Origin of the sequence: Pseudovibrio ascidiaceicola (assembly GCF_900114245.1) — a bacterium.
Taxonomy (GTDB): Bacteria; Pseudomonadota; Alphaproteobacteria; order Rhizobiales; family Stappiaceae; genus Pseudovibrio; species Pseudovibrio ascidiaceicola.
Genome location: NZ_FOSK01000002.1, coordinates 146,200 through 171,378, shown reverse-complemented (window position 1 = coordinate 171,378; position 25,179 = coordinate 146,200). Strand labels below are relative to the sequence as shown.

Genomic DNA, 25,179 nt, shown 5'->3' with positions numbered 1-25,179 from the left:
TTTGGGGGAAACATGGGAAGTCTGAAGGGTAAAACACTGTTCATTACCGGTGCATCTCGTGGAATTGGTCTGGCGATTGGCAAGCGGGCAGCACAAGATGGCGCGAACATTGTGATCGCTGCAAAAACGGCAGAACCGCATCCGAAGCTGGAAGGAACGATCTACACAGCGGCCAAAGAGGTTGAGGATGCCGGAGGCCAGGCGCTCCCGCTCGTGGTTGATGTGCGCAGTGAAGAGAGCGTCGACAATGCAATGAAGGCAGCTGCTGAGAAGTTCGGCGGCATTGATATTGTGGTCAACAATGCCAGTGCGATCAACCTGACACCGGTTCAGAAAATCGACATGAAGCGCTTTGACCTGATGCACCAGATCAACACGCGCGGTACTTTGCTTTGCTCAAAACTGGCGATCCCGTATCTGAAAGAAGCCGAAAACCCGCATATCATGATGCTTTCTCCACCGTTGGATATGCAGGAGAAGTGGTTTAAGAACCACACACCGTACTCCATTGCCAAGTACGGCATGAGCCTTGTTGTATTGGGACTTGCCGGAGAGCTGCGCTCTAAGAAGATTGCTGTAAACGCCCTTTGGCCGCGCACAACCATTGCAACGGCGGCCGTTCAGAATCTGCTTGGTGGGGATATGATGGTTCAGGCAAGCCGGACACCAGACATTCTGGCAGATGCGGCACATCTGGTCTTCGCAAAACCGGCAGCAGACACCACAGGCAACTTCTTCATTGACGACACGTTGCTTGCGGAAAACGGTATGACCGATTTTGACAAGTACCGCGTGAATCCGAAAGTGAATCTGCAGCCAGATTTCTTTGTTCCCGATGACAGCGTAGCGCCAGTCAGCCTGGCTGCAATCGAAGCTTAGCTTTGATCGCTGAGGCACTCTGCTTCTGAGAATTTCAAAGCGTGGCAAAATAAAAGGCGGGGTAACCCGCCTTTATCCTATAGCGTATCGCCGAAAAGTGGGAGCCGGTTTTCGGATAAAGATACGCAAAACAAAGGCTAAAGCAGTTCAGATGCTTCAACTTAAATGCGAACTGCTTTAGGTAATGATCAGTCGAACTCGGGACCGCGGGCTGTATACGGCTTCACTTCTTTCCAGACGCGCATCAGCTTTTCAAGCTCTTCATCGGTCTGTTCCGGCAAGACAATCTCAAGCCCAACAAGAAGATCGCCGTGGCCACCTTCTTTTTTCGGCAGGCCCTTGCCTTTCAGGCGCATGGTTTTACCGCTGCTGGTATTGGCAGGAATTGTCAGGTTCACTGCGCCGCCAAGAGTTGGAATGCGCACCTTACCGCCAAGAACGGCTTCATAAAGGGTGAGGGGAACATCTACTCGAACATCCTCTCCATCCACTTTGAAAAGCTTGTGTGTGGAAATGCGGACTTCCACCAGAGCATCACCAGCCTGACCACTCTTCGCAGAAGCAAAACCTTGCCCCTTCAAGCGGATTTTATCGCCGCTCTGCGTACCTGCTGGAATTTTCACGTTCACGGTCTTGCCGCTTGGCAATTTCACCTGAACCTTGCCATGGTGCGCGAGGTCTTCAAGTGTGACACGTGCAATCAGATTGGCATCAGCGCCCTTGGTAGGGCCAGCATGGAAATGAGATTCACCACCACCTGCGCTGCGGCGTTTACCACCGCCAAAGCCACCAAGAATATCATTGAGGATATCGTCGAAGCCGCCAGCATCCTGAGGACCACCTGCGCCGCCGTGACCATCGCCAAAGCCTTGCTCAAACCGGAAGCCACCACGACGTCCTGAGTTGCGGAAACCTTCGAAGCCGCCGCCACCACCTGGGCCGCCATAAAACTTCGGTTTGCCTTCCGCGTCTATCTCACCGCGGTCAAACTGTCCGCGCTTGTCTTTGTCGCCCAAAATTTCATAGGCTTGGTTCGCTTCAGAAAAGCGCTCCTTAGCCTTTGGATTGTCTGCATTCTGGTCCGGGTGGAATTGCTTGGCCAGTTTGCGAAACGCTTTCTTGATCTCTGCCTCGCTGGCATTTTTGCTAACACCAAGAACAGAATAGGGATCTCTCATCGTCATCCATCAAATTGAAATAAGGGCAGTTTATAACTCACCCATTACATAACCTTGAGTTCGATGAGGTGCAAGCAGCCGCAGCCGAACTTAGCTAATCAGACGTGAGTATTTCAGTAGTTTTAGTCTATTAGGCTACATCGCGTTTGCGAAACTGTAGCGAGAGGGAGTTATTCAGTGGCAGTTGCATCTGCCTGAAACGGAGCAAGCTGGACAATCTTCATTTTGTGATTGGTATCTGGGCAGCTGCGTCCCTGATAGGCTCTGACGCCGCCAACAGTGTTTGCGCTGGTCACAAAATCGGTGCAACCCGCAATGCTTTCTGTTTTATCAACGGACATGAGAGAGGTGATCGTCCCACTGTTGCCGCTGACGGGGTTAGTCCAGGCCATAGGTGCAAACCGGTTTTTGGCTTGCCCACTCTCGTTCAGAGCTTCCTCAATGGTATTCGTAATAACCGTACGGTCGGTGCGATGAATCTCGCTATCCGCGACCTTTTGCTTGGTATCAACTGTCTCTGTCAGGTTCAGAGGTTCTTGATACTCACTGTTGTTCACGGATATGGACATCTGAGTGCAGGCAGGAAGTGTCAGCAAGAGCGCAGCCGAGACAAAACACGACTGGCGTAAACGGGTTTTCTTGCTATACAAAACTGCCATATTACTACTAGAGCCTCAGGTTGAATCCGTTGTTTTAACGAATTCCGGTTCATCCACAGTGTGAGGATCCTAAAGGGACTATTAACTATGAATGGTGACATCCAAAATCTGGAAGAAAAGTTTACAAATAGTTACTCCGAAAGCGTAGAGGTTCCTTTTCAACTATTTGGTGAATGGCTTGCACTTGCAGAAAAGAACGAGCCTAATGATCCTAATGCCATGTCAGTCGCGACTGTAGATGAGAATGGCATGCCCAATGTACGGATGTTACTCCTTAAAGGTTACAGTCCACAGGGTTTTGTGTTTTATACAAACTTTGAAAGCACAAAAGGCCGTGAAATTCTTGCTCACCCTAAGGTTGCTTTGTGTTTCCACTGGAAAAGCTTGCGCAGACAAGTCCGGGTACGTGGCAACGTTATCCACGTAACTGAAGACCAGGCCGACGAATACTATAACTCACGGCCACGAAAAAGCCGCATTGGCGCCTGGGCGTCCAAGCAATCCCGGCCATTGGAAAGCCGCTTCGCGCTTGAGAAAGAAGTTGCCAAATACGCTGCCAAGTACGCTGTTGGTGACATTCCGCGCCCCGAATATTGGAGCGGCTGCATTTTGGAACCATTGGAAATCGAATTCTGGCACGACCGTGCCTTCCGTCTGCATGACAGATTTGTCTTCAAAAGAGATAGCGCAGAAGATCAATGGGATAAAGTGCGTCTGTATCCATAATGCATTTCAGATGAAGGCTGAGCGCATCTCAAACGTGGTGCGCTTCGTCATTTATCAGCACCAGATCATGAGCAGCTATATAAAGCACATATAGCTATGGGGCAGGGCTGCGGGATCGTTACGCAGAAGACGTAACGGTTGATGCTTCTACGGGGCAGGCATAAAAATAAGGCGGCTCGCAATCCTGCGGGTCGCCTTCTTTATTCAGATAACCAGATGTCCGTTCAGACCATCAAGTTTCTGCAAAGCCATGTCCAAATAAGATGTGGCTTAAGCATTGAAGCAGTCATCAATGTGATTGGAATACATAATCAAGCAATTCGGTTCTTGAAAAACAAGCTGGAATTTTTGATTTGTAGCCCCTGACGCATCAGTCAGTCGGAAGAGGGTATTCTTCCTGAACCTTAGGCTGATATGCCTCTTTCTGCTTACCGTTACAGCAGTTTGCAGCATTGACAGCCTGAATGCCCACTGGACGATAAAGTTTGTCCAGATCAGGTTTAGCGTTTTTCTTTTGTTGCTCAGTCGTTCCGAAGGCCATTTTAGTCCGTCCCCTTGGGACAAGTTGTGTTGCAGAAATCGCGATGCTTATCCGGAATGAGTAGCCGGATAGCCCGATATAAGCGTCAGCTCATATGCAGGAGTGATACTCAAATCGGGCATGAATATGTTAGCGCCAAAAAAACTAAAAAAGCCAATCTAATTTCGAGGGGGGAATTTCCCAATAAACTCAGCAATTTGAATGCATGAAACATGACGTTAACTAATTGCTCAGCAGGCTTTCCGGAAATTATTATTATTATACAAAAGGATAGGATCTCAGGTTGTGAGCTAGTTAAAATTATCGCGACTAAACCATTAATGTATCAGGCTATTTTGAGTGACATTTGGCCGCGATTTCCCTGACTGCGAAACTGACAAAAAACTGTGTATTTAGTGTGCCAAGAAGCTTGTGGCCGATTGATTAGCATCGCTCATAGTGATTGGTGCTCGTAATACCCTGTATAAGTGCGTAGATTGAGCCGCTTGCATAAGAACTATTTTGCTCGGGTAATCTCCCGAAGACGGTCTCCCATATAAGCCGTCCAATGCGCTGAAGGAAAATGACAATGAACGTGCGCGCCGTACTGTTTGATCGCGATGGAACTCTCATTGATTTCAATAGGACATGGGGCACGGTGCTCCAACATGTTCTGATGGATTTGGCAGATGGAAATCTAAAGCTGGCTACTGAACTGGGTCGTCTCGTGAAGTTTGATTACGCCAGCTGTGCCTGCGAACCGGGCAGCCCTATTCTGACCAATCCGCCAAGCGGTTATAGTGAGCCGTGGGCCAACCATCTTGGTGTTGAGTTCAATCGCGCGTTCCTGGATCGCATCGAAGACCTTATTCTGGATCACGCTGCAGATTGCGTTGCAGCATTTGATGACACAGCATCATCTATCAAAGCCCTGGCAGCTGCTGGTTTGCCGATAGGTCTGGCAACGAATGGTACAGAAGCAAGTGCCATAGCCCAGCTCAAGCGCCTTGGTATTCTCGACTACTTCACATTCGTTGTGGGCTACGACAGTGGGCATGGCGAAAAGCCAGAGCCGGGCCAGCTCTTCGGATTTGCAGAACACACAGGTATTGAGCCTCAGCACATCGCAATGGTGGGTGACAGCCTTCACGACATGCATGCAGCCCAAAACGCAGGCATGGTGCGCGTTGGCGTAACAACCGGCGCTTTGACCGCTGAAGAGCTGAAGGATCACTGTGATCACCTCCTCGACAGCCTGACTGATCTTGTGAACCTGGTTGGCCTGAAGGCGACAGGCGAGGGCGCTGCTGCTTAATAAAATGCTGCGAATGCGGCGGTTCATCTGTCGCAATTCCCCTCTCTCAAAATCTGCGCGAAAATAATAGCAGTATTCAACCCTCGGTAATTCTGAACTGCTAGTATCTGGTATCGTAACGTAAAGAGCTGTAACCTTCATGCCGAATGGTTACGTTGAACTCTGAGCTGCAGATTGAAGAGAGTGGGATAGAATGACCCTGCAATTGCCCTTAAGACATTCCCGCACTGCCTTGCGCAGTCGTCGTATCGGCGCAATTGCGATTCCGTTTCTTATTCTCTCCGTTGCAGGCCATTACTTCGAGTTGTTCAACACAGAGGTGCTGCTCGTTCTGTTTGTGATCGGCTTTTTCATGGGGGCCGCCGCGATTGTGCTGGCCGCCATGGCTGTGGTTGATCTTTGGAATAATGGTGGCAAAGGGTTTGGCAACAGCTTTCTGGGCACGTTCTATGGGGCCATCGTCCTCGCCCCGCTTTTCATCGCGACACTGGGGCTCTACCTGTTCCCGCCGCTCAACGATGTCTCAACAGATATGGACGAGCCACCTGCGCTAATCGCCGGAGATCGCATTGACGATGAAATTGAGCAGGACAAGCAGCTCATGCAAAAGGCCAGCTATCCTGACATCGTCCCGCGCCGGTTCCGTCTGCCTCCTCCTGAACTGCATAATGCGGTTTCCAACGTGGCTTCCAGCATGGGGTGGAAGGTGGTTTATGAACTGCCTGCGGGTTTCCCGGATGAGCCCACCTATCTGCTTATGGAAGCACGCATGCCATACTTCTCGTTGAAGGATGATGTCGCCATTCGCATTCAGCCCGATAGAGTAGGCACACTTCTGGACATCCGTTCTGCGTCCCGCTTCGGCAGTCATGATTTTGGCACCAATGCCCGCCGTATCAGAGGGTTTCTCGCAAGCCTAGATAAAGTGCTCTTGCAAAACTACGGCATCACAGCACGGGTTGAAGAGCCGGAGCTGGTCCTGCAGGATGAGGCCGAGCAGCCATCTCCGCTAAAAATTTCGGAGAGCGTGCCGCTGCTGGAAGCCCCGTTAGAGCTACCACCTTCAATTGCATCCATGTTGAAAGAGCGTGGGGCCGCACCAATCCCATCACAAAAGCCTGCGCAATAAATCGCGAGTATCTCTCATAAGATCAGCTGTTGTTTTGGGGTGTGTGGTCTTGAGATAAAAGCAGACCCAGAAACGACATAACCAGCGCCGGGGAAGCACTGGTTATGAAAGCTTGCGTGAACAACGAGTACCGCTTTAAGGCTATCGCGAAACTCTTGAGAGTTCTGAAGCCGGGGAAGCCGTTGAACTCTATGAATTCAATATGACTCATTTAATAGCATATGTGTGTGATAATTGTCACGACCTCACAAAAAAATACGCCCAGAAACGGGCGTATCTTTGATAACTCAAAATATTGCTTTGAAATCAGGCGTTTGCTTGGATGCGAAGATCTGCAAAAACATCTTCCAAACGTTTGATAGCCTCTTCAACAGTTGATTTTGGACAGGCCAGATTGAATCGCAGGAACGTTTCTCCGCCTTTTCCAAATGTGCTGCCGATGTTAACGGCGACCTTGGCCTGCTTCTGGATACGCGTCACGATCTCATCAAACGGCAGGTCTACCTCTTTAAAGTCGACCCACTGCAAATAAGTGCTCGCCATGCGCATCACCTTTGCGCCGGGGATTGCAGCTTCCAGCCCTTCAATCAGCAGCTCCTGATTGGCCGCGATGTAGTCGCAAGCCTCAGAGAGCCACTCATCGCCATGGTTGTAAGCCTCAGTCGTGGCCTGTGAGCCAAGCGGGGTGGCGTGAACTCCGCAAGCTGTAAAGACCTTGCGGATTTTATCACGTAGCTCTTTGTTGCTGATGATGCACGCAGCCGTCGCAAATCCAGCCAGATTGAAGGTCTTGGAAGCAGATGTGAATGTAATCGTCTGCTCTGCAATCGCCTCAGATAAGGTCGAGGTCACCACATGCTTGGAGCCATCCAGAATAAGGTCGTGGTGGATCTCATCAGAGATGATCAGGATGTTGTGCTCAAGGCAGAACTCGCAAATGCGGGTCAGCTCCTCTGCAGTCCAAACACGACCACCCGGGTTGTGAGGGCTACACAGCAGCAGGATCTTGGTGCGTTCATCAATCTGATTGGCCAGATTGTCAAAGTCCATGTAATAAGCGCCATCACGCTCAATCAGCTGGCTCTCAACAAGGCGGCGGTTGTTGTCGCGCACGGCGCGGCCAAACGCGTGGTAAACTGGTGAGAACACCAGGACGCCATCGCCTTCCTCAGAAAACGCCTGAATAGCCATGGAGTAACCAGCCACAACTCCCGGTACTGTGGTGATCCAGTCTGCAGATACATCGAACTGGTGACGACGCTTCATCCAGGAAATGACGGCCTCTTTATAAGGCGCATCATTGCCGTAGTAGCCGTTGATCCCGTGCTCCGCAGCGCGGGCAACCATGTCATTCACGGCTTGTGGCGGGCGGAAGTCCATATCAGCAACCCACATCGGCAAACCGTCATCAGGACTGATGCCATAGCGACTTTCCATCTCATCCCATTTCAGGGAATGAGTGTTTTTGCGATCGATCTTCTGGTCAAAAATACTGGTCATTACGTCTCTAAATGTTGGAGAGATCGGTTTCTCTGGGGTGTCCTGACAGTGTGTAAGCTGAGCTAAGTCAGCTCACGCAACGTGAATTTTGCGGAGAGTGTAACCTTACCATTGCACAAGACAACCCCTTGCGCGATGAGATCATCCAGTTGTGCAAGAACATTGAGCGCCGCTGCGCCATGAAGCTTTGGGCCCACATCCGTGTAAATGGCTTTCACCATGGTCATGACGTCATCATCCCCAGCGTGCAAACGTTCAAGGATAGCATCGGAGCGCATCTGGCGGTGCTGCTTCAACTGAGGAAGAAAGACCTTCGGGTTGTTCACTTCGCCGCCATGGGACGGGAAATAGCGAGTTTCACTGCGCGCTATGAGCTTGTCCAGCGACTTCATGTAGGCGTTCATGGAGCCGTCTGGAGGCGCCACAATGGTCGTGGACCAGGCCATCACATGATCACCCGGCAGCATCACACCTTGCTCAGGAAGGGCGAAAGACAGGTGATTCTCTGTGTGTCCCGGCGTGGCAACCACTTCAATTGTCACACCATCAACAGAGATTTTGGCACCATCTTCCAGCTCTTCATCCGGCGCAAAGTCCTTTTGAGAGCTCGCATCCATGGGCGTCTCCGCCATGTCTGCAAACGAAACAGCTCGTTTGTGAGGCCCGCACCCCATCACGGGAGCGCCTGTCTTTTCCTTCAAAGGGCCTGCAAGAGGGGAGTGATCCACATGGGTGTGGCTGACTAGAATAGCTTTCACCGGTCGGCCATCAATGGCCTTCATCAACGCGTCCAGATGCTCCAGATCCATCGGGCCCGGATCGATGACAACAACCTCGTTTTTACCAACAAGGAAAGTGTTAGTTCCTGCAAACGTTAGGGCACTCGGGTTATTGCAGGTCACGCGCGACAGCTCATCGGTGATCGCAACAAGCTCACCGTGTCGTGCATCAAATTCGCGATTGAAGTCCATCTTACTCATGTCAGGTCTCTCCCATTACCTCCATAAATAAGCCTTTGGCAAATAAGAGGCAATGGCAACTAGGCCTGATTGATGGTCGACTTTCTGCTCACGTCCCTAAGATCATGACAAAGGGCTCAAAACACCAATTTTCAGAAAGCTTCATTTTTATATTGCAATTAAGAATGAGTTGCAACTAGACTGCAGGAAGAAACAGGATGCCCGCAGAAATTCTGATGGTATCTTTATTTAAAGAGCTCAGGACGAAGATATTGGCCAATGACAAAGCGGCCAGATCGGAGAACTGCGAAAGATGAAGAGCCGGAAAGTTTGCTCAAGTCGTTTTAGAAAGTTGGATTTTATGCGCTACTTCAAAGCTGCTGTGTTGGCAGTGACAGTGATGGTTTTCGCAGGCTTCTCCAGCCTGTCAGCAGCACTTGCAAAAACTCCGATCAATGCAGTTGCCACAGTTGGCATGGTTGCTGACGCTGTGCGCGCCGTTGGCGGAGACAATGTGACTGTAGAAGCGCTGATGGGAACGGGCATTGATCCGCACTCCTACCGTCAGACCCGCTCCGATGTGGTGAAGCTGGGCCGCGCAGATGCAATTTTCGCAAATGGCTTGTTTCTGGAAGCGCAGATGGAAGATCTGCTGCTGAAGTTGCAAGAACGCAAGCCCGTCTTCTTCATCGGTGAAGCTATCGACCCTGCCAAACTTGAAGGGTCAACCGCGTACACCGGTCGCTATGACCCGCACGTCTGGATGAGCCCGACCCTGTGGCAAGGTGCGATCGATGGTGTGACTGAGGCCTTCGTCTCGATGGACCCTGAAAATGAGCAGGAATATCGCAGCAACGCAAAAGCCTATCTGGCGCAGGTGCAGGAGCTTGCAAAATATGGCGACAAGATCCTCCAGACCGTACCGCAGGAGCACCGTGTCCTCGTAACCGCACATGATGCCTTCACCTATCTTGGTCGCGACTTCAATCTGGAAGTGGTTGGCATTCAGGGCATCTCCACCAACTCAGAAGCTGGTTTGCAGCGGATCGAGGCACTGGTTGATCTTCTTGTGGATCGCAAAGTCACAGCCGTGTTTGTTGAATCGTCAGTATCAGAGCGCAACGTGCGTGCGCTGGTCGAAGGTGCAGCTGCCAAAGGCCACAAAGTTGAAGTGGGCGGTGAGCTGTTCTCAGATGCGATGGGCCAGTCCAATACCTATGAAGGAACGTATATCGGTATGATTGACCACAACATGACCACGATTACACGCGCTCTGGGCGGCGAAGCACCGGCTCAGGGTATGCAGGGTAAACTTGGAGCAGGTCACTAAGATGCATGATAGAAGTTCCTCCGGTCTGCACTTGCTGCACGACACTGACACCTCAAAAACTGTGAGCCCGCAGGACCTGCCGTTCACCGTGCAGGGCATGACAGTCGCTTACCACCACAAACCTGTGCTGTGGGGAGTGTCGTACTCCGCACCCAAAGGCTGCCTGACAGCCATCATCGGCCCGAATGGGGCTGGTAAGTCGACATTCCTGAAAGCCGCTCTTGGCCTGATCCCGAAACTCTCTGGCGACACCAAAGTGTTTGGTGCGCCAATCGAAAAGTCACTGAAGCGTATCGCCTACGTTCCGCAGCGTTCTGCCGTGGATTGGGACTTTCCGGCAACGGCCATTGATGTTGTGTTGATGGGCCTTTACGGCCAAATCGGCTGGTTCCGCTGGCCATCCCGTAAACACCGCCAGAAGGCGATGGATTGTTTGAAATCCGTGGGAATGCAGGACTTTGCAAACCGTCAGATTGGTCAGCTTTCCGGTGGTCAGCAGCAGCGCGTGTTCCTTGCAAGAGCCCTGGCGCAGGATTCTGAAGTCTATCTCATGGACGAACCGTTCGCTGGCGTGGATGCTGCAACAGAAAAAGCAATCGTAGCCGTGCTCCGCCAACTGGTAGCAGATGGCAAGACTGTTCTTGTGGTGCATCACGACCTTGAAACCGTGCGTGATTATTACTCCCACATCCTGCTGCTCAATGGGCAGCACGTGGCAGACGGTCCGGTAGAAACAACTTTCACTGCTGAGAACCTGCAAAAAGCGTATGGTGGACGCCTCGCCAGCACTCAGCTGGATGGCCTCTCTGAAGCCTCAAGCGCGTAAGGCGACGTCATGGAACAGTTCTTTGCCGCCCTTACTCTGTCCGCAGGCTACAACACAGCGCTGGTTTGCATTGGCGCAGCCCTTCTGGGTGCGGCCAGTGGTGCCATCGGTGTCTTTGTTTTGCTCAGAAAGCGGACACTGATTTCCGATGCAGTCAGCCACGCAACACTTCCCGGTGTGGCACTCGCCTTCATCATCGCACAGGTCTACTTTGACTCAGGCCGCTCGCTGCCAGTGCTCCTGTTTGGTGCAGCCTTGTCGGCTGGCCTCGGTGTTCTTGCTGTGGACTGGATCAAAACCCACACCCGCCTGACAGAAGATGCCGCCATCGGCACCGTACTCTCCACCTTTTTTGCCGTGGGTATGGTACTGCTGACGATCATCCAGTCCATGTCCATTGCGGGGCAGGCTGGTCTGGAAGGCTTTCTGCTTGGCGCGACCTCTGGCATGCTCAAGTCTGAAGCGCTGACCATTGCAGTGGCAGCAGCACTCGTTGGCCTTGCTGTCGTGCTGCGCATGAAAGAATTCTCACTGCTTTGCTTCGACGAAAGCTTTGCAGCGGCCTGTGGCTACAACGTTCGCTGGCTGGACCGCACACTCCTCCTGCTTTTGCTGGGTATTGTGGTGATTGGCCTTAAGACAGTAGGCCTCGTTCTCATCATTGCTTTGGCAATCATCCCTCCTGTGGCTGCCCGTTTCTGGACAGACCGCGTACCGGTGCTGGTTGCCATTGCAGCAGGTATTGGCGCCTCGGGAAGCTACATCGGAGCTGCTCTCTCAGCCAGCGCACCCAATATGCCAACAGGCGGTTTAATCGTGCTGGTGCTCTTCAGTTTCTTTGTAGTTTCCCTGCTGATCTCACCTGTCAGAGGCATTCTGGCAGCGGCACTCAAGCATTACCGTTTTCAGCGCATCGTGCACTTGCGACAGGGCTTGCTTGCCATCGCACACGATGAACCAGTGCTCGAACCGCTCACCCGCTCCATCCTCCGCCGCGGCGGGTTCATGGGGGGCGATGGTCAGCCAACGGTCAAAGGCCAGTCAGAAGCACGTCTCATTGAGCGGGACCAGAAGCTCTGGAATCTCTACCGTGAAATGCATCCCGAAGAGTCCCATGCACTGGCAGACTGGTCGCTAAAGCCAATCGGAGAAGTTCTGCCCGCTGATACGGTCAGAGTCCTGGAACAGGAACTGAGCCCGCATGTTGTACGGGGCGATGAAACAAGCCGTGGAGGAGCAGCCTGATGGATATTTTCCTGCAATTTGACCTCCCAAGCATTCTTCTCGGATCTTTGGCAGCGCTCGCCTGTGGTCTTCTTGGCAACTTCCTCGTTCTGCGCAAACAGGCGCTCATGGGCGATGCGATTTCCCACGTGGTTCTGCCCGGCATCGTGATCGGCTTCCTGTTCACTCATGAGACCAGCTCCTGGGCCATGATGCTCGGGGCAGGGGGAGCAGCCATCTTCGCAGTTCTCCTGATTGAACTTATCCGCCGCATCGGCAATGTGGAGCCGGGGGCTGCCATGGGTGTGGTGTTCACCACCATGTTCGCAGCAGGCGTTGTCATTCTGGAGCAAACCGGGACTGCTGGCGTGCATCTGGACGTGGAACACGCACTCTACGGTAATCTGGAAAGTGCAATCTGGCTGGATGCCTATTCCCTCTCAGATCTGTGGAACTGGCAGGTGCTCATGACCTTGCCGGAAAGCATCAAGCAGCTGTTTGTTGTTAACATGCTGGTGATTGTGTTCATCGTGCTGTTCTTCAAAGAACTGAAGATCTCCAGCTTTGATCCGCTGCTCTCCGCAAGCCTTGGCTTCTCGCCTAAATGGCTCGGCCTTTCACTCATTGTTATGGTGGCAATCGCTGCTGTTGCTGCATTTACAGCTGTAGGATCTATCCTCGTGATTGCCATGTTCATCTGCCCGGCAGCAACGGCGCGTATGTTGACAGATAATCTGAAAGCCCAGCTCTTCATCTCCGGCATCGCATCTCTGTCCGCCGGCCTGTTCGGCTACCTGCTGGCAGCGTTCGGTCCAGGCCTGCTGGGCTACGAGTTCTCCGTGTCCGCAGCCGGTATGATTGCTGTTGTCGCTGGTCTGCAGCAGGTGCTTGCCATGTTGTTTGCTCCGCACTACGGCGTCGTTATGCGCCGTCGTCGGCAAAGAGCGCACGCAAGCGTCTGATAGAGCCTGTAGGCCTCGACAATTGAAAGGGAGTACCTGAAAAGGTGCTCCCTTTTTTAGTTTGCCAAATAAATAACAGATTGAAATTACCTAGAGTTTTCAGGTCAACATATAGAAATATAAATACAATATTGCCTAGCCCGCTAATAATGAGCTACGCTCCATAAGTTAATATACGTAAATTGTCATGGGTCTGTCACAGGTTGCAGTTAGCTGCCTAGGTGATGGAACCGGAGAGGTGCCGAATCTAAGTATCGCGCCTTGGTTGCTATTAAGAATTCTTTGTCTCTTGAGGGCCCGTAAATGTCTATCTCTCGTCGTTCAGTTATAAAAGGCACTGCCGCAGCCTCCGCTGCTGCTATTGCTGCTCCTGCAATTTTGAAGGCCTCTGATGCGCTGGCATCTTCTGGTCAGGTGAATGTTTTCGCGTGGGGTGATTACGTTCAGGACAACATGATCAAGAAGTTTGAAGGTGACACAGGTATTAAGATCAACCTGTCCACTTTTGGCTCCAACGATGAAGCTGAGCAGAAGCTGAAAGCAGCTGGCGGCAAGGGCTTTGACGTGATCTTCCCATCCATCACCAACGGCGCCAACTACTACCCGGATGACCTGCTGGCTCCTCTCGATGAAAGCAAGCTCAAGGTGGATGCTGTTGTGCCTTCCATGCTGCGCGACAGCGTAAAGCTGGGCGGCACCTACCGCGGCAAGCGCATGCTGCTGCCATTCGACTGGGGCACAGAAGCAATCACATTCGACAGCACCGTGTTCCCGCTTTCTAACGAGGAAGTGTCCTTCGGTTCTCTCTGGGCGCCAGAAGCAAAAGGCAAGGCGGCTTTCCGTCAAAAGTCTGCTTTGATCGGCACCGGCCTATACCTCGATGCAATCGGCAAAGTGAAATCTGACCGTATGCTCGACGTCTACAAAACTGAAGAAGACGCCCGCCGCGTTTGGGACGAAGTGGCCAAGTTCATCATTGAGCGCAAAGCAAACATTGCTGCATTCTGGAACAACGCAACCGAAGCAACAAACGCCTTCAAACAGGCTGGCGCGTCTATCGGCCAGACATGGGACACAACCGGCCTGCTGCTCAGCCGTGAAGATGCTAAGTGGAAATACCGCATGCCAAAAGAAGGTGGCATGACCTGGATGGATTCCATGGGCATTCCAAGTGGTGCGGCCAACACGGAGCAGGCTTACGCCTTCATCAATGCGATGCTTGATCCAGAAATGGCTGGCATGTTCAGCTCAAACACCGGCTACAACTCCGCTGTTGTGGGCGCTGCAAACCATGCAGGCGAAACCTACAAGAAGCAGTTCCTGGAAATTTATAACAACGACACGCTGGCGAACCTGTGGTGGTACCCGGCAGATACGCCGTGGTTCGCCCCACTGCGTCAGGAATACGTTGATAAGATCACCAACGCATAACGACGTTGGCAGCAAAGCGCGGCATCAGCCGCGCTTTGCACATCCGCTCCTAAGAAATGCAGCAGCAAGACTGCGCACCTTGTGAGCAAGGACTGTGCACTGGTCAAAGTGTCAGGCACGCAGAAAACCCAGATTTCCAATCTTTAAAAGATTGAAGCGAAGCAATAGGCACTTCATGCACGGCAATGATGTAATTCTTGAAAACCTCTCCATGAGATTTGGCGATTTCGTCGCCGTTCAGCCCACTGACCTGAAAATCAACGCTGGTGAGTTTTTCTCCATCCTCGGCCCGTCTGGTTGTGGCAAAACAACCATTTTGCGCATGATCTCCGGCTTCCTCACCCCCTCTCAGGGCCGTGTTGTGATTGGCGAGAAAGACATGTCCGGCATCCGTGCAAACGCCCGACCAACTGCCCTGATCTTCCAGAACCTTGCGCTGTTTCCGCTCATGAGCGTACGAGACAACATTGCCTTCGGTCTGGAAGCACGCGGCATCGCAAAGAAGACCCGGCTGGAAAAGGCGCAGGAGCTTTTGTCTCTGGTCGCGTTGGATGGTCAGGGCGACAAACTGCCAACAGCATTATCAGGCGGACAGCGCCAGCGCGTGGCCATTGCCCGCGCCCTTGCAGTTGAGCCCTCCGTGCTCCTGCTCGATGAGCCGCTCTCCGCACTCGACCTCAAACTCCGCCAGCACATGCGAGCAGAGCTGAAAGACCTGCAGCGCAAGACCGGCGTGACCTTCATTTACATCACGCACGATCAGGGCGAAGCGCTGACCATGTCAGACCGTGTTGCGGTCATGAACAAAGGCGTGGTGGAGCAGGTTGCCACCTCTGACGAGATCTACGCACACCCAAAAACGCCATTTGTGGCGAGCTTTGTGGGAGAGCAGAACATCTTTAAAGGCAAGGTTGTCGGCAAAGAGGGTGACTTCGCAATTTTGGAAACATCGCAAGGCAAGCTCTTTGGCCAGAACGCACACGGCTTGAACGAGGGAGAGGAAGCCATCCTCTTCGTGCGTCCTGAGCGAATGTCCCTTGAAGCAAAGCAAGGCCAGCAAAACGGCCTCACAGCCATTCTGGAGCGCCGCGATATGGAAGGTCCTTTTGTGAACCTCCATATGCGGGCAGGGGACCAACCCGTTGCAATCCACGTGACCAATGTTGAGCAAACCCATCAGCCTTTGGGCGCAGACCAGAAGCTCTGGTTTGCTGCTCAGGATGCTGTTGTGATGCGTCCGGGAGAGCTGGCCAGTGAATAGTCTGATCAAGAGTTATGGCAAAGGCCTGACCTCCCTCTTTATAGGCTTGGCTGCGATCTGGATTGTGGTGCTGATTATACTGCCGCAAATGTCCATGATCGACCGCGCCTTCACCTATGAAGACAGGGGCGGAGCCGCTGCAACGCTGGCCTTGGAAATTGATCGCGCCTATGAAGATGTGTTCCAGATCAACACCAGATTGGTGGAGCTTCAGGCCGAAAAAGAAGACCTGATCGCTGGCACGTCCACTGCTCCCCAGCAAGACAGTGCCTCCGCACTCAACCCGTTTGCCACCCCCGCACCCTCCGATGATACCACTGGCCTCAATCCATTTGGAACGCCGTCAGTACCGGAAGCAAACGATACATCAGGCCTGAATCCGTTTGGCGCACCATCAGCAGGCAACACAAGCGCGGTTAGTCGCAGCCTTGCCGAAATTGAGGCCGAAGAAGCTCCGTTACTGGCGAATAAGGGCGAGTTGGAAGCCCGAATTGCAACACTGGAAGCAACTGAGAAATCCACCACAGACGCTGTCGGTTTGGATACCTCTTATTCGCTCAAGAACTTCACCATGATGAGTTCGGTGCATTTTCAGATCTTCCTCGCCACCATCATCTACGCGCTGTGCGTCACCATTCTGGCGTTTGCGATGTGTTACCCGGTGGCCTACGCAGTTGCGATGACCACGAACCGAAATAAGCTCGCAATTCTGATGCTTGGGCTGTTGATCCCCTACGCAATCAATGAGCTGCTGCGCATCTTCTCGTGGATCATGATCCTGGAAAAGCAAGGCGTCCTCAACGGTCTGCTGGACTTGCTGGGCATCATCAATATGGAAGCGGGAGAAGGCTTCCGCTTTGTTGCCTCCAATGGTGCCGTGTTTACTGTGATGGTCTACGCCTACGTGCTCTTCATGGTTTTCCCGATCTACAACACGGTCGATACGCTCGACAAAAACCAGATCGAAGCAGCAAAGGATCTGGGCGCGTCCACATGGCGTATTCACTGGCGCGTGGTTCTCCCGCACGCCAAACCCGGTATCGCCGTTGGTGCTATCATGACCTTCATGCTCTCTGCAGGTTCTATTGCCGTTCCAAGTGCTGTGGGCCGTGGCCTGCACCCCGATTGGTTCTCTCAGGTGATCTACCGCCGTTTCTTTGAGGCAGACAGCTGGAACCAGGGCGCCGCATACTCGCTGGCGCTTCTGGTGGCCTGTATCATCTTTATTCTGTTTAACATGTGGGTCTTCCGCGTCGGCATTCGGGACATCGCGAAATGACATCAACAACACTCGAAAACGGCGCCATGAAAGAACAGGTTAAATCTCCCATTGATTGGGCCGCTGCCATCCTCAATGGCTATCTGGTGATCTTTTTCGCCTACATGTTCCTGCCCATGATCTTCATGGTGATTGCAGCCTTCAACGCGTCACCAACACCCTCTGTCATCGACTGGCAAGGCTTCACGTTGGACTGGTTCCGCGCTCTGCCAGAGGATCAACGTTTCATTGACGGGCTGTGGCATTCGCTAATCATCGCGCTGGGCGTCATTGTCATCTCAATCCCTCTTGGATTGGCGGGGGCTTTGTTGCTCACGCGGTTGCAATCTCAGGCCACCACATTCCTTTACACCGTGCTGGTGTCACCCATGCTCACACCGGGTATCGTGCTGGGGGCAACCACGCTCATCTTCTGGCGCGATGCCTTCGGGGTGGAAGGTGGCTTGCTGACCGCAACCATCGCGCAGTCCAGCTTTATTGCGTCCTACTGCATGCTCATGTTCATGGCACGCCTGCAACGGCAGGATATTGTGCAGGAAGAGGCGGCGCTGGATCTGGGGGCATCCTCCTTCTTTGTGTTCCGCAAGATCACGCTTCCATTCCTCATGCCAACCATTCTCACAGCCGCTGCAATCGCGTTCCTGCAGTCCATTGAAAACTACAACACCACCTTCTTTGCCATTGGCCCAAGCTGGACACTGGTCACGGAGATTGGCGCACGCATGCGTTTTGGTATATCCCCTGTCATCAATGTCATCGGTGTTCTCTTTGTAGCAATTACGATAATTGCTGCTACAGTCTACGTGATGGCTCGCCGCAGGAAGGGACGCGGCTGAGTGTAATTGGGGGATGCGATGACATCAGGCGAAATGGGCGTCTTGGAGCAATTTTCACTATGCAAGGCAGAGGTGCTTCTGCCTGCATCAGCTCAAAGCGCCTACGCATGTTTTCTGGAGAAAATCGATGCCTGGTGGCCCGCAGAGTACAGGTTCGCACATGAGGGCGTGCTCGGCATCGAGCCTCTGGTCGGTGGTTCATGCTTTGAGGATGTGGAAGACGGCAGGCGCTTGCATTGGGGTACCATTCAGGAGCTGGAGGAGGGCAGCAAGATTGTCCTCGCCTGGCAGATCTCTCCCAAACGCCTTTTGATTGAAGACCCGCAAAAAGCTGGCATCGTCACAATTCAGTTTTCAGATGTTGAGGGTGGAGCGCAGCTTAAACTGGTGCATAGTCATTTTGAGCGCTACGGAGACGGCTGGCGGGAATACCTGCGTGCCATGAACTCCAGCGCCGGATGGGCCTACTGCCTGAACAAGCTGAAAACTGCCATCGTGAAAATCTAGACGCATCGCTGACAAGCGAACGCCGGTTTTCGGATCAAGAGCCGCATTTAGGAGCCTTCATGAAGCTCAAGTTTCGTTGCCTGCCAGAACTACATGGACATATCCCAGAGCCTGTAGAAGCAAAGGCATCTTTGCCCGACTGGTTGAAAGACATCCCGTCAACGGTCGAAAGCGAGTTGCTGGGCAGCGAGCAGGTACGCACGCTCAAGCACTGCCCGCCGATCATTGACGGCTTCTCAACGGGTATCCTATTCAAGTTGCCCTGTGATGTGACCATGAAAGACGGCGAGTTCTCATGGCACTGGCCGAAGCCAGTCTCACCAAAAGCACAGCAAACCCGATCACCCATCGGCCTGCATGTGCCAGAACAGGCAACCGGTGCACCACTGGGCACGAACCCGGGCGATTTCATCATCAAGCTCAACAACTTCTGGAGTATCGAAGCCCCTGAAGGCATCTCGCTGCTCTTCACTCATCCACTTAACCGCGAAGAACTGCCGTTCAGGACACTCGCGGGCGTGGTGGATTGTGATCGCTTCAAAGGTGGCTTTGTTCATTTTCCAGCGCTTTGGAAAGACCCAAAGTTCGAAGGCACGCTAAAAGCAGGCACGCCGATCGCGCAGGCCTTCCCATTTAAGCGTGAGGCGTTGGAGTTAGATTGCGCTCCGATGGATGAAGCTGAGTTCGAAACCCACCTGGATACACAAGGTAAACTGCAGGCAGAACCGGGCCACTACCGCAAATCTGTCCGCGCCAAACGCTCCGTTGAGGCTTAGAAGGCAGGTGAGGCAAGCGCTGCTCTAAGGAAGTATTGCCTTAGAGTTCAACGGCACGCGCCCGAATGATCCTTGGCTCATAATTTTCAGCAATTCAGGCCTCACAGGCGGATTGTTGGCAAACAACCGGCGCAACATGTCGATGCCTTCATCATTGCCCTGCATCTGCATGGCTTCTGCCGCGCCAAGAACATTCTCAGCATCATTCTCCAACTCAGCCCGCTTCTGGAAGGCCTGCAGGGCCAAGTCTGGAACCTCCATGTGAAGCGCGATGCGGGCAAGGTTCAACAACCCATCACTGTCATCAGGGTAGGCTGCGGTGAACTCAGCAAAGTCATTGAGCGCTGCGGTGAAATCTTCCATGTCCAGACAGACTGCAGCCCGCTCAAACATCGCCCCTTTGTGTTGCGGGTTGAATTCCAGCGTCTTCTCGAAATTCTCAAGGGCCTGCAAATTATTGCCCGCTCGACGGCGTACAAGGCCAAGGTTGTACCAGAGGCTTGGATTGGTCTCGTCCTCTTCCAGCATGAGAAGAATGTAGGTCTCCGCTTCCGCCCAATCCTCCCGCGCAATAGCAGCTTCTAGCTTTTCGAGAATCTCTTCCATCGTTCGCCCTTCGTTACGCCCCACAAACGCGGTCCCATCATAGAAGCTGCAACCCGCTCGCAAGACCTATTTAAAGGCGCAGGCCATTTAAATACAATTACCAAAGGTAAGAGAGGGGTGACACTTCACTTCAATTGAGCACTAAACGCAAAACATGATAGTTGCATGACGTCTGCACTAGCGCGAAAGAAGGTTTGCCGATTAATTATTATTCCTCAGCTTCTCTTCTGCTTGATTTGTTAAACCTGCTAAATATATAACCGCAGCAACTCGTCGATATGATCTAAGTGGATGAAAATAGTTTGCCCACAGGCGCAGGCCCTCCAAGATCCTTGGTTTCGCTACGTCTTTGGATGTCTCCCTGTTGGGGAAACTGAAAAAATGAAGTGCCGTCGTCGCGAGAATGTCATGCTGGTCCTGTTAAATTCTCGGCCAGTCTTGAAAGAAAAACAACGTAAACGCACAGCGGCGTTTAGAGAGTGGCACGTATGTCCCTGGATACCGACAAGGAAGAAAAGCACGTAAAGCAGGAGCCGTTGAGACTGGGTCTCAACCGGCGGGCGGTTTATCGCAAACCCGTTGATGTGCGCTGGATTCTTCTGGCATCTGCCGGCATTTTCGCTCTCTTCTCCATAGCTTTTGACGTACCCGTCTGGGCCTCGTTCTTCGCCTACGCTCTCATTTTTGTTCTGGTCATCGGCGGCGGCATGAAAAGCCGCACCAAAGTCAAAGCACCAAGCGGTGTCAGCCGCAAGGAAGCCAGCGAGATCGTCGACCGCGGCATGAAATCCGCCGTCAACGCACTGCCGGACCCATGCTTCGTCGTCGACTACCGCGGCACCACCCAATACGTGAACCTCGCCGCACAGCGTCGCTTTGGCACCATTGCGGTTGGCGATCCTCTGTCCTTCCGCATCCGTGCACCATCCCTGCTGGAAGCACTGGACCGTGTCTCCAATGGCGGCTCTACAGAAGTCATCGACTGGACCGAGAAAGTGCCGATGGAACTCTGGCTGGAAGCGCACATCGCGCCGCTCTGGTCCGTCTCCAGCGGAAACCTCGCCGTCCCACGCGGACGCCCAGGCCTTATCCTCGTCGTCATTCGCGACCTGACCGAAGCGCGCCGTCTGGAGCGGATGCGGGCCGACTTTGTCGCCAATGCTTCCCACGAGCTGCGCACACCACTGGCATCACTGACAGGCTTCATTGAGACCCTGCAAGGCCCAGCCAAGGGCGATCCCAAAGCGCAGGACCAGTTCCTCGGCATCATGCTGGATCAGGCAGAGCGCATGCGCCGCCTCATTGACGATCTTCTGTCTCTGTCCCGCATTGAGATGAAGGTGCACGTTCAGCCGGAAACCCTCGTGGATCTCAGCTTGATCATGCGCCACTCCGTGGAAACACTGCTCCCGGTTGCGAAAGAATCGGGTGTTGAGGTGAATGTGAATGTGTCTGAGGAACCTGCCGAGATTCGCGGCGAGAAGGACGAACTCGTTCAGGTTTTCAGCAATCTCATCGAAAACGCGCTGAAATACGGTTCCAGCGGAGGGCGAGTCGATGTCACTTGCCGTCTGGACCCCGATTCTACTGAGACACCACACTGGATTGCAGAGGTCCGCGACTTCGGTCCGGGCATTGATCCTGAGCACTTGCCGCGGTTAACCGAGCGTTTCTATCGGGTTGACGTTGTCACCTCCCGTCAGATGAAGGGAACAGGCCTTGGTCTGGCCATCGTAAAACACATTCTGACAAGGCACAGAGCTCGCCTGGAAATTGAGAGTAAACCGGATGAAGGTGCTTGCTTCCGTGTGTTCATACCCGGCGCTGTTATTTATGACGAAAATGAACTCGATTAAAATAATATAATAAAATCAAATGCTTGTAATGTCATAAAACTGATACGCAACGTTCATATAACCATCACAGCCAAACGCTAGGTTACAGCCAGCTCGCAGCCGGGGCGCTGTGAGGTGAACGTAGTTAAACAGTTTTTTAAAACCAAGACTCCCAGGAGACTTCAGGTGAAAATCAAGGCATTCGCAAGCGTTGCAGCGCTCGCTCTCGCAGGTACCATTGCTGCTGGTTCCGCACAGGCTCGTGACCAGATCCAGATCGTTGGTTCTTCCACTGTTTTCCCATTTGCGACAGCAGTTGCTGAGCAGTTTGGTCAGAAGACAAACTTCAAAACACCAGTTGTTGAATCCACTGGTTCAGGCGGCGGCATCAAGCTCTTCTGTGAAGGCGTTGGCGAAAACACTCCTGACATCACCAATGCTTCCCGCCGCATGAAAGGCAAGGAGCTGGTGAAGTGTAATGAGGCTGGCGTAACTCCAGTAGAAGTTACCGTTGGTTTCGACGGCATCGTTCTTGCGAACTCCAAGGCTGGCACTCAGCTAGACCTGACACTGGCTCAGATCTTCCTCGCTCTTGCGAAAGAAGTTCCGGTCGATGGCAAACTGGTTGCAAACCCATACCAGACCTGGTCCGACATCGATCCTTCCCTTCCTAACTCGAAGATCGAAGTGCTTGGCCCTCCACCAACTTCCGGTACCCGTGACGCATTTGCCGAGTTGGCAATGCAGGGCGGCTGTAAAATGGTGCCAGGTGCTGCTGACCTCGGTCTGAAGAAAAAAGCGTGTCATGAAGTCCGTGAAGATGGCGCGTATATCGAAGCTGGTGAGAACGACAACCTGATCGTTCAGAAGCTTGATGCGAACCCGAATGCACTCGGCATCTTCGGTTTCTCCTTCCTTGATCAGAACGCTGACAAGATCCAGGGCGCAAACATCGCAGGCGTTGCACCAACATTTGATGCAATTGCTGCAGGCGACTACCCAGTGTCCCGCTCTTTGTACTTCTACATCAAGAAAGAGCACGTTGGCGTAATCCCAGGTATCGCTGAATACCTTGGTGAGTTCACCAATGAAGACACTTGGGGTGACGAAGGTTACCTGGCTGACAAAGGTCTGATCCCGATGCCAGCTGCTGACCGTGCAGCAGTTTCCAAATCTGCATCAGCGCTGACACCACTTGCATTCTAATTGCAAACGCTAAGAGAGCGGTCAGCATGTCCAGCTGACCGCTTTCCTGCATCCTCCAAAAATTAAAGCCAGATAAGGCGAAACAACAAATGTTCTGGACTTACGCTGCCCTTCTTCTACTGGTCTTCGTAACCGCGAATGTCTACGGGCGTTTCCGGGCGATGCAGGTTGCTGGTCATCAGCTCTCTGCACTGCATTCCCGTCCAAGCTACCATGGTGGATACCTGGCCATTCTGGCCGCTCTTCCAGCATTTGTCCTTTTGATTGCATGGGCAGTTGTTGAGCCGCGCTTGCTTGATACAATGGTGATCAGTGCAAAGGCCGAGATTGTCGAAGGGCTGTCCAAAGCAGAACTTCAGGCATTTCTGCGGGACGCGCGCGCCATCGCATTCGGCGGCATTGTGGCCTTCTCAGATGCTGGCAAAGAGCAGGCGGCAGAGGTGTTCAGCTCGCTCGCGCAAACATCCTTCTTTTTGAAAACAACACTGATCATCGCCCTGGTTGCTGGTGGTCTGTGGTACGGCAATCGCACCATCACACCGGCAATGCGAGCCCGTCATTTTGTAGAGCGCACCGTCATGGGATTGCTGATCCTGTGCTCCGCTGTTGCGATCTTCACCACCATTGGCATCGTTCTCTCGCTTATCTTTGAAAGCTTGATGTTCTTCCGCCAGATCCCAATTCTGGACTTCGTCTTCGGAACTCACTGGAGCCCGCAAAGCGCCTTTGAAGGGGCAGGGGCCGAGCACGGCGAAGCCAATACTGAAATCTTCGGTGCAATCCCGCTTCTGGTTGGCACCATGCTGATCACAGCAATTGCTATTTTCGTGGCCGCACCTGTTGGTCTGCTCTCCGCAATTTACCTCTCCGATTATGCAAGCACGCCAGTGCGCGCCATTGCAAAGCCAGTTCTGGAAATTCTGGCCGGTATTCCAACAGTGGTCTACGGCTTCTTCGCAGCGCTGACTGTGGCACCCTTTATCCGTGGCTGGGGCGAAAGCATCGGCCTGTCAGTCAGTTCAGAATCTGCACTGGCCGCTGGCCTTGTCATGGGCATTATGATCATTCCGTTCGTCTCCTCCCTTTCTGACGACGTGATCAACGCGGTGCCACAGTCACTGCGCGATGGCTCTGCCGGTCTTGGCGCAACCAAGTCGGAAACAATCCGCCGGGTTGTTCTGCCAGCCGCTCTTCCGGGCATCGTGTCCGCTCTGATCCTCGCCATCTCCCGCGCCATTGGTGAAACCATGATCGTAGTGATGGCTGCAGGGCTTGCCGCAAACATAACGGTAAACCCGCTGGAAGCTGTAACAACCGTGACCGTGCAAATCGTCACCTTGCTGGTCGGTGACCAGGAATTCGACAGCGCGAAAACACTCGCAGCATTTGCGCTCGGTCTTCTCCTCTTCTGCATCACACTTGCTCTGAACATCTTCGCTCTGCGCGTCGTGAAGAAATATAGGGAACAGTATGATTGATATCGCTCAGGACACTGCCGGATCTGCCATTGGCGGGCGTGTCAAAGGCATTCCTTCCGGCGTCCATACGACAGACGAAGCTCGCAAGCGCCTGAAAAAGCGCTACAGCATGGAAGCGCGTTTCAAAGCCTACGGCATGGGTGCCATCGCACTGGCCGCAACATTTCTGGTTCTGCTGCTCTTCACAATTGTCGGCTCAGGCTTGCCAGCCTTCACTTACAACTACGTAAGCGTGCCGCTCAATCTAAGCGCGGAAAAAGTCGATCCGGCCAACCCGGCTGGCGCAAGCTACAACAAGATCATTCGCGACGGTCTGAAGGCAGAGCTGCCATTCGCATCTGACCGTAAAAACCGCCGTGTGCTCTACTCTCTGGTATCCTCCGGTGCTAATGTTACGCTGCAAAAGCAAGCAATAGCCGATCCATCCATGCTGGGTGGGACTGGCCCGGTTGCGATCCCGCTCTCCGACTTTGCTGACCTTTATGTCAAAGGCTTGATCACGAAGAAAACCGAGATCGCCACCTCAAGCGCAGCAACGGTTTCTGGCACGGAAGGTCAGGTGACCATTACCGCGGAGAAACCTGAGTTTGACCAGATCCTTGCAGCGTTGAAGACCTATTATGACCGCGAGATCGAGTTGCTGACAGGCAAGATCGAAGCGCGTGGTCGTTCACAAATCAGCGTAAATACGAAGATCTCAGGCTTAGAGATCCGCTTGGCCAATGAGAAAGATCCTCTCGTTGCGCAGCGCCTGACC

The 25,179-nt window shown here is 53.0% G+C and carries 23 protein-coding genes and 1 pseudogene; 18 read left to right on the top strand and 6 right to left on the bottom strand.

Features of this window, described 5'->3' with window-relative positions; translation table 11 throughout:
• Positions 1 to 12: 12 nt before the first annotated feature.
• On the top strand, positions 13 to 879 hold the full coding sequence (locus BM231_RS05040) for an SDR family oxidoreductase (protein ID WP_093517299.1): 867 nt from the start codon (positions 13 to 15) through the stop codon (positions 877 to 879).
• A gap of 188 nt (positions 880 to 1,067) precedes the next feature.
• Here the strand turns inward: BM231_RS05040 and BM231_RS05035 are convergent, their stop codons facing one another.
• The gene (locus BM231_RS05035) at positions 1,068 to 2,057 is read right to left on the bottom strand and encodes a DnaJ C-terminal domain-containing protein (protein WP_093517297.1); all 990 of its coding nucleotides are present in this window, start codon (positions 2,055 to 2,057) and stop codon (positions 1,068 to 1,070) included.
• Between the two features lie 170 nt (positions 2,058 to 2,227).
• Entirely contained in the window at positions 2,228 to 2,716 is a 489-nt protein-coding gene (locus tag BM231_RS05030; RefSeq protein ID WP_093517295.1) for an RT0821/Lpp0805 family surface protein, read from the bottom strand.
• A 99-nt stretch (positions 2,717 to 2,815) separates the two neighbouring features.
• Here BM231_RS05030 and pdxH point away from each other — a divergent pair, with 99 nt between their 5' ends.
• The gene (gene pdxH / locus BM231_RS05025) at positions 2,816 to 3,442 is read left to right on the top strand and encodes a pyridoxamine 5'-phosphate oxidase (protein ID WP_370446587.1); all 627 of its coding nucleotides are present in this window, start codon (positions 2,816 to 2,818) and stop codon (positions 3,440 to 3,442) included.
• A 370-nt stretch (positions 3,443 to 3,812) separates the two neighbouring features.
• Here pdxH and BM231_RS27035 read toward each other — a convergent pair whose 3' ends face one another.
• Positions 3,813 to 3,983 carry a hypothetical protein gene (locus BM231_RS27035; protein ID WP_167550269.1) on the bottom strand — a complete coding sequence of 57 codons (171 nt, stop codon included), beginning with the start codon at positions 3,981 to 3,983 and terminating at the stop codon, positions 3,813 to 3,815.
• Positions 3,984 to 4,551: 568 nt separating this feature from the next.
• Here BM231_RS27035 and BM231_RS05015 point away from each other — a divergent pair.
• Entirely contained in the window at positions 4,552 to 5,277 is a 726-nt protein-coding gene (locus BM231_RS05015; RefSeq protein ID WP_208860094.1) for an HAD family hydrolase, read from the top strand.
• 193 nt (positions 5,278 to 5,470) lie between these two features.
• A complete protein-coding gene (locus tag BM231_RS05010; RefSeq protein WP_093517278.1) occupies positions 5,471 to 6,406 on the top strand; it encodes a DUF1499 domain-containing protein in 936 nt (311 codons plus the stop codon).
• 306 nt (positions 6,407 to 6,712) lie between these two features.
• Here the strand turns inward: BM231_RS05010 and BM231_RS05000 are convergent, their stop codons facing one another.
• Both BM231_RS05000 and BM231_RS04995 read right to left on the bottom strand, forming a co-directional pair.
• Complete coding sequence (locus BM231_RS05000; protein ID WP_093517274.1) at positions 6,713 to 7,906, bottom strand: MalY/PatB family protein; 1,194 nt, start codon at positions 7,904 to 7,906, stop codon at positions 6,713 to 6,715.
• Positions 7,907 to 7,968: 62 nt separating this feature from the next.
• On the bottom strand, positions 7,969 to 8,886 hold the full coding sequence (locus BM231_RS04995; RefSeq protein ID WP_093517272.1) for an MBL fold metallo-hydrolase: 918 nt from the start codon (positions 8,884 to 8,886) through the stop codon (positions 7,969 to 7,971).
• A gap of 340 nt (positions 8,887 to 9,226) precedes the next feature.
• Between BM231_RS04995 and BM231_RS04990 the strand changes: the two genes are divergently transcribed.
• From BM231_RS04990 to BM231_RS04945, 10 genes are all read left to right on the top strand, one after another.
• Positions 9,227 to 10,195 (top strand): metal ABC transporter solute-binding protein, Zn/Mn family, encoded by a 969-nt coding sequence (locus tag BM231_RS04990; RefSeq protein ID WP_093517270.1) that lies wholly within the window; start codon positions 9,227 to 9,229, stop codon positions 10,193 to 10,195.
• 1 nt (position 10,196) lies between these two features.
• Positions 10,197 to 11,021 carry a metal ABC transporter ATP-binding protein gene (locus tag BM231_RS04985; protein ID WP_093517268.1) on the top strand — a complete coding sequence of 275 codons (825 nt, stop codon included), beginning with the start codon at positions 10,197 to 10,199 and terminating at the stop codon, positions 11,019 to 11,021.
• A 9-nt stretch (positions 11,022 to 11,030) separates the two neighbouring features.
• Positions 11,031 to 12,266, top strand: coding sequence for a metal ABC transporter permease (locus BM231_RS04980; protein ID WP_093517266.1), 1,236 nt, complete (start codon positions 11,031 to 11,033; stop codon positions 12,264 to 12,266).
• Positions 12,266 to 13,207, top strand: coding sequence for a metal ABC transporter permease (locus BM231_RS04975; protein WP_093517264.1), 942 nt, complete (start codon positions 12,266 to 12,268; stop codon positions 13,205 to 13,207). Before BM231_RS04980 ends, BM231_RS04975 begins: the two co-directional genes overlap by 1 nt.
• Positions 13,208 to 13,510: 303 nt before the next feature.
• The gene (locus BM231_RS04970) at positions 13,511 to 14,638 is read left to right on the top strand and encodes an extracellular solute-binding protein (RefSeq protein WP_093517262.1); all 1,128 of its coding nucleotides are present in this window, start codon (positions 13,511 to 13,513) and stop codon (positions 14,636 to 14,638) included.
• A 175-nt stretch (positions 14,639 to 14,813) separates the two neighbouring features.
• Positions 14,814 to 15,899 (top strand): ABC transporter ATP-binding protein, encoded by a 1,086-nt coding sequence (locus tag BM231_RS04965; RefSeq protein WP_093517260.1) that lies wholly within the window; start codon positions 14,814 to 14,816, stop codon positions 15,897 to 15,899.
• Positions 15,892 to 17,178, top strand: coding sequence for an ABC transporter permease (locus BM231_RS04960; RefSeq protein ID WP_208860093.1), 1,287 nt, complete (start codon positions 15,892 to 15,894; stop codon positions 17,176 to 17,178). Before BM231_RS04965 ends, BM231_RS04960 begins: the two co-directional genes overlap by 8 nt.
• Entirely contained in the window at positions 17,175 to 18,014 is an 840-nt protein-coding gene (locus tag BM231_RS04955; RefSeq protein ID WP_093517258.1) for an ABC transporter permease, read from the top strand. Before BM231_RS04960 ends, BM231_RS04955 begins: the two co-directional genes overlap by 4 nt.
• Before the next feature lie 18 nt (positions 18,015 to 18,032).
• Positions 18,033 to 18,521, top strand: coding sequence for an SRPBCC family protein (locus tag BM231_RS04950; protein ID WP_063302364.1), 489 nt, complete (start codon positions 18,033 to 18,035; stop codon positions 18,519 to 18,521).
• Positions 18,522 to 18,580: 59 nt separating this feature from the next.
• Positions 18,581 to 19,297: a hypothetical protein gene (locus BM231_RS04945; RefSeq protein WP_093517256.1), complete on the top strand. Its 717-nt coding sequence runs from the start codon at positions 18,581 to 18,583 to the stop codon at positions 19,295 to 19,297.
• A 24-nt stretch (positions 19,298 to 19,321) separates the two neighbouring features.
• Here BM231_RS04945 and BM231_RS04940 read toward each other — a convergent pair whose 3' ends face one another.
• The gene (locus BM231_RS04940; RefSeq protein WP_093517254.1) at positions 19,322 to 19,903 is read right to left on the bottom strand and encodes a tetratricopeptide repeat protein; all 582 of its coding nucleotides are present in this window, start codon (positions 19,901 to 19,903) and stop codon (positions 19,322 to 19,324) included.
• Positions 19,904 to 20,391: 488 nt separating this feature from the next.
• Here BM231_RS04940 and BM231_RS04935 point away from each other — a divergent pair, with 488 nt between their 5' ends.
• The 4 genes and pseudogenes from BM231_RS04935 to BM231_RS27530 form a co-directional block, all read left to right on the top strand.
• On the top strand, positions 20,392 to 21,759 hold the full coding sequence (locus tag BM231_RS04935; RefSeq protein WP_093517252.1) for an ATP-binding protein: 1,368 nt from the start codon (positions 20,392 to 20,394) through the stop codon (positions 21,757 to 21,759).
• A 165-nt stretch (positions 21,760 to 21,924) separates the two neighbouring features.
• Positions 21,925 to 22,944, top strand: coding sequence for a PstS family phosphate ABC transporter substrate-binding protein (locus BM231_RS04930; protein ID WP_063295610.1), 1,020 nt, complete (start codon positions 21,925 to 21,927; stop codon positions 22,942 to 22,944).
• Between the two features lie 89 nt (positions 22,945 to 23,033).
• A complete protein-coding gene (gene pstC / locus BM231_RS04925) occupies positions 23,034 to 24,422 on the top strand; it encodes a phosphate ABC transporter permease subunit PstC (RefSeq protein WP_063309971.1) in 1,389 nt (462 codons plus the stop codon).
• A pseudogene (locus BM231_RS27530) lies at positions 24,415 to 24,921 on the top strand (DUF3333 domain-containing protein); the annotation flags it as partial. The gene pstC and the pseudogene BM231_RS27530, both read left to right, overlap by 8 nt.
• Positions 24,922 to 25,179 lie beyond the last annotated feature (258 nt).

Coding starts and splice junctions, on each gene's coding strand:
- BM231_RS04950 (WP_063302364.1), top strand. CDS start 18,033: ATGACATCAGGCGAAATGGGCGTCTTGGAGCAATTTTCACTATGCAAG.
- BM231_RS04975 (WP_093517264.1), top strand. CDS start 12,266: ATGGATATTTTCCTGCAATTTGACCTCCCAAGCATTCTTCTCGGATCT.
- BM231_RS04940 (WP_093517254.1), bottom strand. CDS start 19,903: ATGGAAGAGATTCTCGAAAAGCTAGAAGCTGCTATTGCGCGGGAGGAT.
- BM231_RS04955 (WP_093517258.1), top strand. CDS start 17,175: ATGACATCAACAACACTCGAAAACGGCGCCATGAAAGAACAGGTTAAA.
- BM231_RS04965 (WP_093517260.1), top strand. CDS start 14,814: ATGCACGGCAATGATGTAATTCTTGAAAACCTCTCCATGAGATTTGGC.
- BM231_RS05010 (WP_093517278.1), top strand. CDS start 5,471: ATGACCCTGCAATTGCCCTTAAGACATTCCCGCACTGCCTTGCGCAGT.
- BM231_RS04985 (WP_093517268.1), top strand. CDS start 10,197: ATGCATGATAGAAGTTCCTCCGGTCTGCACTTGCTGCACGACACTGAC.
- BM231_RS04990 (WP_093517270.1), top strand. CDS start 9,227: ATGCGCTACTTCAAAGCTGCTGTGTTGGCAGTGACAGTGATGGTTTTC.
- BM231_RS05035 (WP_093517297.1), bottom strand. CDS start 2,057: ATGAGAGATCCCTATTCTGTTCTTGGTGTTAGCAAAAATGCCAGCGAG.
- BM231_RS04945 (WP_093517256.1), top strand. CDS start 18,581: ATGAAGCTCAAGTTTCGTTGCCTGCCAGAACTACATGGACATATCCCA.
- BM231_RS04995 (WP_093517272.1), bottom strand. CDS start 8,886: ATGAGTAAGATGGACTTCAATCGCGAATTTGATGCACGACACGGTGAG.
- BM231_RS05030 (WP_093517295.1), bottom strand. CDS start 2,716: ATGGCAGTTTTGTATAGCAAGAAAACCCGTTTACGCCAGTCGTGTTTT.
- BM231_RS04970 (WP_093517262.1), top strand. CDS start 13,511: ATGTCTATCTCTCGTCGTTCAGTTATAAAAGGCACTGCCGCAGCCTCC.
- BM231_RS05000 (WP_093517274.1), bottom strand. CDS start 7,906: ATGACCAGTATTTTTGACCAGAAGATCGATCGCAAAAACACTCATTCC.
- BM231_RS05040 (WP_093517299.1), top strand. CDS start 13: ATGGGAAGTCTGAAGGGTAAAACACTGTTCATTACCGGTGCATCTCGT.
- BM231_RS05015 (WP_208860094.1), top strand. CDS start 4,552: ATGAACGTGCGCGCCGTACTGTTTGATCGCGATGGAACTCTCATTGAT.
- BM231_RS04935 (WP_093517252.1), top strand. CDS start 20,392: ATGTCCCTGGATACCGACAAGGAAGAAAAGCACGTAAAGCAGGAGCCG.
- BM231_RS04980 (WP_093517266.1), top strand. CDS start 11,031: ATGGAACAGTTCTTTGCCGCCCTTACTCTGTCCGCAGGCTACAACACA.
- pstC (WP_063309971.1), top strand. CDS start 23,034: ATGTTCTGGACTTACGCTGCCCTTCTTCTACTGGTCTTCGTAACCGCG.
- BM231_RS27035 (WP_167550269.1), bottom strand. CDS start 3,983: ATGGCCTTCGGAACGACTGAGCAACAAAAGAAAAACGCTAAACCTGAT.